This is a genomic window from Arsukibacterium sp., from assembly GCF_036735525.1.
Classification (GTDB): Bacteria; Pseudomonadota; Gammaproteobacteria; order Enterobacterales; family Alteromonadaceae; genus Alishewanella.
Genome location: NZ_DAINOE010000025.1, coordinates 13,451 through 25,980, shown reverse-complemented (window position 1 = coordinate 25,980; position 12,530 = coordinate 13,451). Strand labels below are relative to the sequence as shown.

The 12,530-nt window shown below is 48.7% G+C and carries 8 protein-coding genes; 2 read left to right on the top strand and 6 right to left on the bottom strand.

The window, feature by feature from the left end; translation table 11 throughout:
- Positions 1–99 precede the first annotated feature (99 nt).
- Positions 100–1,311, top strand: a complete 1,212-nt coding sequence (locus V7D78_RS06940; protein WP_333607716.1) for a GGDEF domain-containing protein — start codon at positions 100–102, stop codon at positions 1,309–1,311.
- Here the strand turns inward: V7D78_RS06940 and V7D78_RS06935 are convergent.
- The 5 genes from V7D78_RS06935 to V7D78_RS06915 all read right to left on the bottom strand — a co-directional run bounded on the left by V7D78_RS06935 (position 1,295) and on the right by V7D78_RS06915 (position 6,435).
- Complete coding sequence (locus tag V7D78_RS06935; RefSeq protein ID WP_333607715.1) at positions 1,295–2,503, bottom strand: EAL and HDOD domain-containing protein; 1,209 nt, start codon at positions 2,501–2,503, stop codon at positions 1,295–1,297. The genes V7D78_RS06940 and V7D78_RS06935 overlap by 17 nt on opposite strands.
- Positions 2,504–2,619: 116 nt before the next feature.
- A complete protein-coding gene (locus tag V7D78_RS06930; RefSeq protein WP_333607714.1) occupies positions 2,620–3,882 on the bottom strand; it encodes a DEAD/DEAH box helicase in 1,263 nt (420 codons plus the stop codon).
- A gap of 142 nt (positions 3,883–4,024) precedes the next feature.
- Entirely contained in the window at positions 4,025–4,177 is a 153-nt protein-coding gene (locus V7D78_RS06925; protein ID WP_333607713.1) for a DUF5989 family protein, read from the bottom strand.
- The gene (locus V7D78_RS06920) at positions 4,177–4,578 is read right to left on the bottom strand and encodes an SxtJ family membrane protein (RefSeq protein ID WP_333607712.1); all 402 of its coding nucleotides are present in this window, start codon (positions 4,576–4,578) and stop codon (positions 4,177–4,179) included. Before V7D78_RS06920 ends, V7D78_RS06925 begins: the two co-directional genes overlap by 1 nt.
- Before the next feature lie 18 nt (positions 4,579–4,596).
- Positions 4,597–6,435, bottom strand: coding sequence for a carbamoyltransferase family protein (locus V7D78_RS06915; protein WP_333607711.1), 1,839 nt, complete (start codon positions 6,433–6,435; stop codon positions 4,597–4,599).
- A 172-nt stretch (positions 6,436–6,607) separates the two neighbouring features.
- Between V7D78_RS06915 and V7D78_RS06910 the strand changes: the two genes are divergently transcribed.
- A complete protein-coding gene (locus V7D78_RS06910) occupies positions 6,608–8,317 on the top strand; it encodes an SGNH/GDSL hydrolase family protein (protein WP_333607710.1) in 1,710 nt (569 codons plus the stop codon).
- Between the two features lie 79 nt (positions 8,318–8,396).
- On the opposite strand, the gene V7D78_RS06905 is transcribed toward V7D78_RS06910, so the two are convergent.
- Positions 8,397–12,383: an alpha-1,6-glucosidase domain-containing protein gene (locus tag V7D78_RS06905; RefSeq protein ID WP_333607709.1), complete on the bottom strand. Its 3,987-nt coding sequence runs from the start codon at positions 12,381–12,383 to the stop codon at positions 8,397–8,399.
- Between the last annotated feature and the right edge of the window lie 147 nt (positions 12,384–12,530).

Here is a 12,530-nt window from a genome sequence, read left to right as displayed (position 1 = left end):
GGTGCATACGTATGCAAAAAAAATCTTCTCATCAGGCGTTAACTCACTGTCCTTTGCAGCTAATGCTGACTATAGTCTTTATATAACGGAGATGTAGTAATGGAAACAGCAACCGAAGCTCGGTTTTTAATTATTTTAATATCCTTACTATCCTTAGTAAGTTGCTTTTCCTGGTGTGTAATGGGCTGGGTGGTGCGGATTTGCCCACTGGCAAGCCGACTTTTTGCTTTAGCCAACCTGTTAATACTGGCCGGTACTCTTCTATTTAACTCACGTACAGATCAGCCTTCTTTCTGGTTTTGGTTTGCCTCAGATGCCTTTATATTAGTTGGTTTCTTTTTTTTTTATACCGGCTTAATAAAATTATTTAAACTGAATTGGTCTACTAAATCCGCTGAAATTAGCCTTGCTTTAGGAATAGCGGCTCTTTTACTGTTAGACCAGGGATTGCAAACTGCATGGCTGGCAGGGCTTGCTTTTTCCGCTACAGCCTGCAGCTTACTGGTGCATGCCGCACTAGCAAATTTTCGTGCCATTGATAAAGCGTTTTCGACTGCCTCCGCACTTTTCGCTAGCAGCCCTTTTATATTATTAGCACTTTTTTTCATGTTGCGATTTGGTTTAATCCTGCAAAACCCCCAAGACATCAGTGGCTATTTATCATTAAAACATGCAGATTCACTGCCGCAATTGTGGTTTTTTGTTTTATTGGCCATAGTAGTAAATGCAAACATGGTTGGTAATGCCTTTGCACGATTGGTGAGCAAAATACGCACCCTTGCTGATTGTGATAGCTTGACCGGGCTTTGGAATAGACGGGTGATGCATCAACAATTAACTGTCCACGCTCGCACTACCCAACGCCATCAATCTATTTTTAGTATGTTATTAATTGATTTAGATTTTTTTAAAACAATTAATGATAACTATGGTCATCAAGTGGGGGATGAGGCATTAATTCATGCCAGCCAATGCTTCAAACAGGTTTTGCGAGAAATAGATTGGTTGTCGCGATATGGCGGTGAGGAGTTTTTAGTGTTGCTGCCAGAAACTAACTTGCATGGCGCTACTCTGGTCGCTGAACGTATCCAAAAAATCTTAGCAACAAAACCCTTTACGGGCACTAGTGATTTCCCCCTCACCGCCAGTATAGGAGTGGCTAGCTATCACCCTGGCGATAACATCGACCAGTTAATTGCCACCGCAGATAAAGCGCTTTATCAAGCAAAAGCGCAAGGTCGCAACCAAATTTGCACAGAAGACAAACTGCAAACCACTAACAACAGCCACCAAACTAACGCGGCAGAATGACCTCAGCCCAGCTGACCGCATCCAGATACAATTGCGCTAACTCTGATAAGCCGGTAATTTGCTGCTCTAAATCAGTAGTTAACGGCCAGTCTGCCTGCTCAAAAGCCTGAGTTAACTGCAAAAACATACCGAGCATGCCACTTTTGGTCAGCAAGGCACCTTTTATCTCATGCTGAAGTGGTAATTGCGCTAATAGCTCGCTTTGAGGCTGTTCAACTAACTCATGCACGTTTGAAAATAAGCCGGTTAAAAAGGCACTGGGCGGATTTTCTGCCAGCTTTTTTTGCTGCGCCAGTTGATCACAAAAACGCGCCCTGACCAAAGCCAATCGCAGTCGCTCATCGGCTTCACCTTGCTGTAAATTAGCTAACGCCAGCAAGGCAATAAATTTTTTAAGCTCTGCTTCACCCATGTAAATCATCGCATGCTTTAACGAGTTAATCGGTTGGCGGGTGGCAAATTGGCTGTTATTAATAAAGCGTAATAATTTGTAAGATAAGCCCAGATCTCGGCTGCAAATCTCTGCTAAGTGATCAAAATCAATTTTAACTTGGGATGCTTCGGCAATCAGCTCGAGTAAACTGACTTTACTACTACTTAACTGTTTATGGCGCATCATTTCCGGCCTGGCAAATAAATAGCCCTGATACAGATGAAAGCCCATCATTTTCAATTTTTCAAACTGCTCAGCAGTTTCCACTTTTTCTGCCAGCAAGGTCAGTGGATAAGCAGCCACCCGCTTTAAATAGCGGCTAATTTGCAGCAAGTTAAATTGCAGCACGTCGATTTTCAGATATTGAATATAGGGTAAAAAGGCATCCCACTTAGGATCGAAGTCATGATCATCCAGCGCCAGCTTATACCCCAGGCCATGTAAATGCTTGCAGGTATCCAGCAATTCCGCAGTAGGAGGTACTGTTTCCAACACTTCAATAACCATGCTGTCGGCATGAATGGAGGTGGGGAAATGATGCAGTAAGGTATCTTCAGAAAAATTGATAAAGGCGCGCTTATTAGCAGCGATTTTTTCAACGCCCATCAATAAATGATGTTCCATCAGCAGCTTGGAAGTTGCTTCATTAGCGTCAATATTCGGAAAACTGTTCTGCTCGCCGTCACGAAACAATAGCTCGTAACCGTACACCTGTTTATTGTTATCAAAAATCGGCTGCCGGGCAATATATCCGTACATCTGCGACTCCTGCAAATAGTCGATTTTCCAGTATATAAGGAATTGGCTAAATAACAAGCTAACGCAGCCAAACCGCAATAAGAATTGCAACTTGGCGCATTAGGGAAAGTTAGCTGTTAGCGCGAGTGTGTTGGCGCTTTGGCCGGAGCACGCTGGCCGTCACGATGACCGGTTTTGACTTTTGGCTTTTTCGGCCGGTATGGCTTGGTATCCGGGTTGCTGTTAGCCAGTTGCTGCACTGGCTCAAAGCCAGCAATAAGCTGCCGTGGTATGGTTTGCTTAGTCAGCCGCTCAATGCCCGCCAACTCTTTCGATTCATCTGCACAGACCAGCGAAATGGCCTGACCGGATTTACCGGCGCGGCCGGTACGGCCAATACGGTGCACATAGTCTTCTGCGACATGCGGCAAATCGAAGTTAACGACCTGCGGTAGCATATCAATATCTAAACCACGCGCCGCGATATCAGTGGCGACCAGTACCCGGATAGTACCGGCTTTAAATTCGGCCAGTGCTTTTGTACGGGCATTCTGGCTTTTATTGCCATGAATCGCCAGAGCGCTGATACCGGCTTTTTCCAGCTGTAAACTCAGTTTATTGGCACCATGTTTAGTACGGGTAAACACCAACACCTGGCGCCAGTCGTGCTGATTGGCCAGTGCAATTAAGGCCAGGGCTTTCTGGTTTTTATCTACCGGATACACCCACTGCTCAATTTTTTCAACGGTACTGTTAGGTGGCGTTACCGTCACTTCAGCCGGGTTATGTAATAAGCCTTTGGCCAGGGTGCGAATTTCGTTAGAAAAGGTAGCCGAAAACAGCAGATTCTGCCGCTTGGCTGGCAACAAGGCCAGAATCTTTTTAATGTCACGGATAAAGCCCATATCCAGCATGCGATCGGCTTCGTCCAGCACCAGCACTTCAAGTTGCGAAAAACGCATGGCATTTTGCTGGTACAAATCCAGCAAGCGGCCTGGGGTGGCAATTAAAATATCCACGCCTTTACGCAGCGCCATCAGTTGCGGGTTAATGCTAACGCCGCCAAACACCACGGCTGAGCGCAGTGGCAGGTATTTGCCGTACACACTAACGCTTTCAGCGATTTGTGCCGCCAACTCGCGAGTGGGCGTTAAAATCAGTGCCCGCACCTGGTTAGCTTGTACTTTACGGCCTTCTTTGCTGCCTTCACTAAGCATTTGCAACAACGGCAAGGTAAAGCCGGCGGTTTTACCGGTGCCGGTTTGCGCGGCGGCCATCAAATCGCGGCCAGATAACACCGCCGGAATAGCCTGCTGCTGAATAGGGGAAGGCGTGGTGTAACCTTTATCACTAATGGCTTTTAATATGTGTTCATTCAGGTTTAAATCAGTAAATTGCATGCGTTTTCCCGCAATAAGTGCTGCGAGAAAAATCTGCCGCAGCTGCAGTGGCCCTCGTGTTGAGGGGCGTGCAGCTTACAGCAAAAGGTAACGCTTGGCCAATTTTGCTGCTTTTGCAGCGGTTCCGGCAGGCGAATAGCGGTTAAAACAGCGTATAAATAAAGCCGGCCAGTGCCGATTGCTGGCTCACAACCACTAGGCCGCCCAGTAAGGCCAGCACCAGAATAACCGGTAGCAACCAGATTTTTTTGCGCACCCGCAAAAAAGCCCATAAGTCAGTTAAAAATTCCTGCATTAAAATGGATCCTCTAAATCTTTGGCCAACGGCAGTTTATCCGGAGTTCGCCAGTAACTATCGCCAGTGGGTTTATGTTGATACTGTAACTTGCCAAAAAGCCGTAGCACCAGCCCCAAAGGCAATATCATCAGGTAAAATACCAATCCCAGCAGCAGCCGGGTGTTAATCCAGGCCATCACACTGGCAAAGGCCATCCATAACCGATAGGGGTAATATAAGCCGAATGGATAGCCCACTGCCAGCAGCACAAAAACGGCCGACAGCCACAACGGCCATAGTGGCGGCGCCCAACCGAACAACCAGGGTAATAATAGTGAAAACAGCAAGGGCCAGGCAATGGCCATTTGCCAGCCAAAGGTGCGCAGCCCGTGACGATCAGTTTTAAGTAATAACAGCATCAAGTGCTCCTTTGTCGGCTAATCCGCGGCAAAACTGCGCTGCCTGGCAGCAGCCAGCGCTGCCGGATGTTGCGCCGCTTTTGCTAATAAACACTGCCCCATCACCAGATAATCCATATCAGTGGCTAAAAAACCCTGCAGCGCATCATTCGGGCTACACACAGGTGGTTCGCCACGCACATTAAAAGACGTATTAATTAGTACCGGGGTTGCGGTGAGCTGGCCAAAGCTGTGCAATAAACGATAAAACTCCGGGTTCGTCTGCTGGCTAACGGTTTGCACCCGGGCACTGTAATCAATATGCGTAATAGCCGGCAGGCTGGAGCGTTGCTGCGCCAGTCGCGCTAGGCCAGTGCCAGACTGTGCCGGTTTCAGGCACAGTTCAGGCTTCAGTTTCGCCACCAGCAGCATATAGGGGCTTTCGCCATCAAGCTCAAAGAAGTTGTTGGCCTGCCCGGCCAGCACTGCCGGCGCAAAAGGCCGGAATGATTCACGCTGTTTTATTTTGAGGTTAAGCACACTTTGCATTTCCGTGCTTCTGGCATCGGCTAAAATGGAGCGGTTACCTAAAGCCCTGGGCCCAAACTCCATCCGTCCCTGAAACCAGCCCACCACATTACCCTGTGCCAATAAACTGGCAACAACGGGGTATAACTTATCATCGCTAAGTTGTTGATAGGGGATCTGCTGCGCATCAAGCAACTGGCAAATGTCCTCCTGACTATAAGCCGGCCCCAGATAAGCGCCTTGCATTTGGTCTTGTTGCTCGTCAGTGTGACGTGGCTGGTCAAAATACTGATGCCAGACCAGCATAGCGGCCCCTAAGGCACCGCCGGCATCACCGGCGGCAGGCTGGATCCAGATATCGCTAAAAGGCCCTTCGCGCAATAAGCGGCCATTAGCGACACAGTTTAGCGCGACACCACCGGCTAAGCACAACTTGCTAGCGCCGGTTAATTGCTGGGCGTGCCGGGCAATCTTTAACACAATGAGCTCAGTCACTTGCTGCACAGAGCTGGCTAAATCCAGATAAAGTTGGCTTGGCGTCTGGTCCGGGGGCAGCGGCGGTGCACCAAATAATTGCGCAAATTTTTTGCTAATCATTCGTGAGCCTACCGGATAGGCAAAATAATCCATATTTAACGCAAAGCTGCCGTCGTCTTTTACTGTGATCAGCTCTCGAAAAATAATATCGACAAAGCGCGGCTCGCCGTATGGAGCCAGCCCCATTAGCTTGTACTCACCTGAGTTCACCTTAAATCCGCAATAATAGGTAAAAGCCGAATACAATAAACCCAGTGAATGTGGGAATTGCAGCTCGAGCAGCGGCGTCAGGCTATTATCTTTGCCATGCCAGATAGTAGAGGTCGCCCACTCGCCGACACCATCCAGGCAGATCACCGCCGCTTCTTGATAAGGGCTGGGGTAAAATGCCGAGGCGGCATGCGCCTGATGATGCTGGCTAAACAGTAAGGGGGGTAAGGCTCCTTTACGCTCCAGGCCTGCCAGGGCTCGCAACTCTCGGCGCAGTATGGTTTTTAAATACAGCTTTTCCTTTAACCAGATCGGCATCGCCGCCAGAAAGGAGCGAAAGCCACGTGGCGTATAAGCCAGATAGGTTTCCAGCAAACGCTCAAATTTTAATAGTGGCTTGTCATAAAACACCACAGCACTGAGTTCAGTGAGGCTAATACCCGCCTCCTGCAGGCAATAGCGGATAGCATCCGTTGGAAAAGCCGCATCATGCTTAATACGGCTAAAGCGTTCTTGCTGGGCCGCGGCAACAATAACACCATCGACCAGCAGGCAGGCGGCGCTGTCGTGGTAATAGCAGGAAAGTCCGAGAATGTAGCGCATAGGCCAGTCTGTGAGGTTCGAATAGCCATAAAGTAACCCGATTTAGCAGTAACCGATAGTGCAAATGCGCCAAAACTTGCTGCCAGTCAAGGCTTAAGTTAACGTGCATAGCAAAGCGTTGCCTGACATAACCTTCGCACGCAAAGACCTCAGCCCTAAAGAGAACTGTAACATGAGAATCTGGCTATTCCGGCTTATTGCCCTTTGTCTGCCGTTGTTGATTTTATTATTAATGGAAATCAGTCTGCGCCAATTGTTTCCGGTACAGCCACTGCCTTTGTTTAAACCTAATCCGGCCAATCCGGCTTATTTGGTGACCGAAGCACAGATAGTCCAACGCTATTTTCCAGCCGGAGCACAGGTGCCCAGGGTAGAATTGGAGCCAAGTTTTGTGCTTGCACAAAAACCCGAGCAGGGGATCCGGATCCTGGTGCAAGGAGGCTCCACTGCAGCAGGTTACCCCTATGGATTAGGAGCATCTATTGCCGGCATGTTAGAGCAGCGCTTACGCCGCACCTTTCCGGAGCGCCACATCGAAGTGATTAACACCGCCTTGTCGGCCGTCAACAGCTACACACTGCTCGACTTTGCTGATGAGATTATTGCGTTACAGCCTGATGCCGTTTTGATCTACGCCGGCCACAATGAATATCTGGGTTTGCTTGGCGTTGGCTCGAATTATATCGCCACCTCATCACCCCGGCTAAGTCGCTGGCTGCTAGCACTGCGGCAACTGCGCACTGTACAGCTGCTGGAACAAGGCTTTTATCAGCTAAAAACAGCTGCTAAACCAGCTGAACCTGCTGATAACAGCCGCACCTTTATGGCCAAAGTCGCACGTGATAAACACATAGCACTTCATTCAGCCACCTATAAAGCAGGCTTAACACAATTTACCTTTAATATGAGTCAACTATTAGCCCATTACCAGGCGGCTGGCATACCGGTCTACATCAGCACCATTGCCAGTAATCTGGCTGACCAAGCCCCCTTTGAAAGTGCGCCTCTTAGCACAACGCAACAGCAGCAGTTACACCAACTGACACAGCTGGAGCCGGCAGCCGCGCAAGATGCGCTGGCCAGCGCCTTAGCCGCTGAAGCGAACGCCAGCGGCCATGCCATGCTGCATTATCAGCTAGCGCAATGGTATCGGCAGCAAGATCAGATAGCCGCAGCAAAAAACCATTTCGTTCAGGCAAGGGAGCACGATTTACTGCGATTCCGGGCACCGCTGGCCATTAACAGACTCATCACCAGCCTGGCAGACAGCTTTAACGCCATTTTGGTAGATAGTGAAGCAGCCTTTGTCGCCCATTCCCCCCATGGCTTAATTGGCCGGGAACTGATGCTGGAACACCTGCACCCTAATGTTCAGGGCTACTTTTTAATCGCGGACAGCTTTTACCTGGCACTATATCAGCAACAAGCCTTTGGCCGCTGGCCCAAACCGGTTCCACCGGCACTGGCATGGCAAGAACGACCGCTGACGCCAGCGGAAGAGGAAGCCGGTGCATTGCGGATCTTGCAACTTACTGCAGACTATCCGTTCAGGGCCAGCCCTGTGGAGGTGCAATTCCCAAAGGCGACTGATATTGCTGGTCAATTAGCCAGCGCTTATGTGCAAGGTCAACTGGATTGGTTAAGCATGCAACAGCAAATGGCCCGCTATTATCATCAGCAAAAAGATGGTGATATGTTGCTTAAAACGCTGAAGATTATTGCTGATGCCTTACCGCACGACGGTATCGCTAATGTGCAGGCGGCACAGATTTTAATGCAGGCAAAACGCCAAGCTGAAGCCCGTCATTATCTGCATCGTGCTTTACTGACCAACAATGTCCCGCCAGAAGCAGAGCTGTTGTTGCAACAACTCAGCCGTTAAATGCAAAAAAATGGCAGTCATCACGACTGCCATTTTTGTTATCCAGGCCAGGTCTTACAACCTGGCTGCTGGTCTTAGGTTAATCTGCAAGGCATTGCTCAATGACCAGGGAGCCAACGTTGGCCCCTCTGGCAGGGTTAGCACTGTTCAGTGTCAGCAGGAAACTATAGGTGCCGGCAACCAGTGAGGTACGATTATTGTTGGTACCCGCATCGTTGTAAGCAACATTGTAATCAATGCCAACCTGTAAGGTGCTGGTATCAATCTGGCCATTATCCTGCTGCACCCATAGTTGGGTGGTCCAGCTGCCATCATCGGATGCAAGCTTGAACTCAAACTCGCCATCAAATTCAGCGACGGCCTGATAACGGTTTTCACCTTTATAGCTCATGCGAAACTCTGGCATTGGGTTCCAACCAGAATGACTACCCCGCACAAACAAGCTGCCGCCCCCGGCGATAGCAAAAGGTGGCGCTTCAGCACTGTCTGCTAACTGACAAGCTACCAACTCATTTTGCAGCTGAATGGCCAGCTTATAGTCTGCGCCTGCGACATTCAGGCTAATCAGATAAGTACCATTGGCAGCAGCATTAAATGCAATCTGGCCATTCTCTGCAGCGCTAAAGTTTATGGTTTCATCGGCGGCCACCACATCAGCAAAATTCAACTCAATGTCAGCCAGATCACTGATACTGAACTGATAAGCACCAGAGGTCAGGGTAACGCCAACGGTATAGTTACCACTGCCGTCATATTGCATTTCCGCTGGCTGCGCCGTTAAACCTTCAGCATAGAGGACAGCCTCGCCAAAGGGGGATGGAACAAAATCAGGATCAGCCGGCAAACCAACACCCTGAGCCCCGACTTGTGGTTTAACAAACACCGCCACAGTATAGGCTGGCACACTGAACTGCCCTTCGCCGTCAACCATACTAAAGCTGGCTTGCTGAACCCGACTATCAGCCGATGCTTGCTGCACCGGATGCAGAGAAAACCCAGATGCTGCCGCCACTCTTGGCGTAACAGTAGCTGCTGTGCCATTGACCACCACCACTATCGCATCTTGAGCCGGGTCCAGATCAGACTGACCAATACCATCATCAATGCTCTTTACAATGACGCCAGGTATCTGTACCGGGCCGGTATTATGGAAGCCAACACGTCTGAGCACAGCTTGCTCGCTGGTTAATCGGAACAACGGACTATCGCGGCGAATATTTAAAAACTCGGCAAACACCTGCTGAGCCAGATAAATATCAGCAGAACTCACAGCAATATTGGGATTAGCCGAAATGCTACCGATCAGTGACTGATTAGGGTTGTCTCCAATACGCGGTAAACCGACATTCCAATTATTGTTAATACCATCATAACGCACAGCATTAAACCAGTCGCCAGAATCAAAGCTATTACGGTCCATAGATTTAGAACGTAACTGATCCAAACCTAACTGGAAAAATGGAATCCCCTGACTCATGATAGGGATCGCAGCCGACAATAAATGCAGCCTGACCCGGTCTTCCACCTGCATATCATTAGGTAATGCGTACTGCAACGCGTCCCATAAGGTTTCATTATCATGCTTATCGACATAATTGATGATATCTGCCGGGGTCAGCGCATAAGAAGACTGACTGAAATTTATCCCTTTGCGGCGCTGGCCATCTTTATCGCGTAATTCATAGTTTTGCAAGGTGCCCGCCATACCCAGCCGGATATGATCAGCACTACTTAAATTAACGTTCTGTTGTGATAAAGCTGCAGCACGGATGGTATCACGTGGCCTGTCATTAAATGTACCTATTTTTGAACCTGCCAGGTTATACTGGGTAGCTTGTGTAAACAAACGGTTGTTGGCTACCTCGCCAAAATTCCAGCCTTCACCATAGAAATAATTATTGGCATCAATTTGTTGCACCGCCTCACGCCCGGCAAGGATCAAATCAGCTGGCATATGGCCCATGACGTCAAAACGTACACCATTGATGCCATAGTGCTCTACCCAGTGCACTAAAGAGTCAATCACAAACTTAGCCATCATCCGGTGTTCTGAAGCGGTATTTTCGCAACAGGTTGAACGCTCAATAATGCCGGTGACTTCGTTGTAACGGTGATAATAACCAGGTACCAGTTTATCAAACACGGAATTATCAAATAGCCCTGAAGAAGCAGTATGGTTATACACCACGTCCATTACTATTTGCAGCCCACTGCTCTGCACAGCCTGCACCATCTGCCGGAACTCAATGATACGCTGCACACCATCAGGGTTTGAAGCATAACTACCTTCAATAACATTAAAGTGGTGCGGATCATATCCCCAGTTAAAACCATCTAAACCGCGCATCGCATCAACCAGTTTATAAGCATCACCAGAGGCAGGATCGTAACTTTGGAATACACTGAGTAGGGTTGCAGCACCACTTTCTACCCCGCAAACAGGTGCTGAAGCTACCCGGGCACACAGTTCAGCAACGGTATTCTGCAAATCAATACGGTTAGCTGCACTTTCTTCAATGTTGGCTAAATCATTAAACGGCAGTAAGTGTAAATGGGTCACACCTGCTTCGGCCAAACGTTGCAGATTTTTATTGGCATCCGAACTGACTTCGGTAAAGGCCATGTATTTTCCTCGGGCCGCGGCAGAGGTCGTCGCATCAAAGATACTGAAATCACGGACATGAGCCTCAAGTAACACCGCATCTTCTACAGCAGCAAGCACCGGCACCACTCTGGCATCCCATCCTGCCGGCTTTAAATCGGCATCAGTTAGATTTACAAACTGAGAAAACCGGCCATTGGTCGATGTATTCACAGAATAGGGATCGGTAGCTTCGATAACTTCAATTCGCCTGGTCAGAGGATGATAAACCTCTATTTCAAAACGATAAAATTGTCGATCTAATGCCTGAGTTCCCTGGTAATGCCAGACACCGCTGTCCGTGTTTTCTGTCATCGGATAGGAAGCCACTCTGGTTTTAGCCGCATTATAAACATTCAGTTTCAGCGTTTTCGCACTAGGCGCCCACACCGCAACATGAATGACGTCACCATCATAACGAATGCCCAGTTCAGCTTCATCCGCATCATCGTCGCCACGTGTATACAGGGCATCCAGCGCTTTAGCCGTTTGTACATAGGTTGCTCTGACCGGTTCTTGCTCACTATCAAATTCTGCAACCGCCAACTGGCTCTTGACTAAAGTGCGTAATAACTCTGGCTCGGCTTCGAACTGGTAAGCATTCCAACTTGCTAAATGAGGCACCAGTTGCTGTTGAGCACTAGTCAGGCTGCTCGCTGTTAAACTGATAAAGCCTGCAGAACTGAATGCCGAAGCTAAGCTGGCATCTTCAGAATACATCAGACGCACATCAGTGCCACTGCCATTCCACACTAAGGTGTGTGTATCAATCCAATGCGCTGACGCTTGGGTTGGTGCAAAGGGGGCGGTAAACTCAACATCTTCAGGTGCGTAAAAAATACCTATGCCAGAAACTAAAAAGGCCCAGCGGTCAGTACTTAAATCCAGTTTTTGATCATTGTCATCCGGATCTTTATCGTTGCCTTTATGCACTATGTAGTTGGCGCAGCTGGCCGCACTTTTTATCTCAAACAGCCAGTAGACACCGAAGTTTTCATCCAGACCGCTCGGAGCCAGACCAGTTTCCCATTCAGTGCCACCATTATCTGCATAATCAGCATAGGCGTTACATTCTTCATTATTCCAGGCATGCAGTATCCAGCCATCGTAATCTGAATCCTGCCGGTAGTAATAAATGACCGCCTGATTCCCGGCCGGTGTTACTGAGGGTTGAATACCCGTCTGGACCAGCTCGATATTGACCGTCACTGTCCGATTAGCGACGCCCTGACGGCCATCATTCGCGGTAATAGTAATAGTGTAAGAAGGCGCTGCAGCCGCTAAGGCTGAAGCATTGGTCACAGTCACTGCACCGCTGCTGCTATTAATGCTAAAGATATTACGCGGATCCGTTAATGAAAAAGTGATCGAATCGTTGTTGGCGTCTGTCGCCGTTGCGGTATAAACCAGAGTACCGTTTTCCACATCACTGCTAACAGTAAATTGGCCCGCAGAGGTCAACACTGGCGGTGTATTTGGTATCGCAACACAAGCCTGCGTTTGTGTTGAGTATGTTTGCCCCTGTGGGCAACTTTTTATTGAGGAGCTATCGCCACCACAAGCTGACAATAG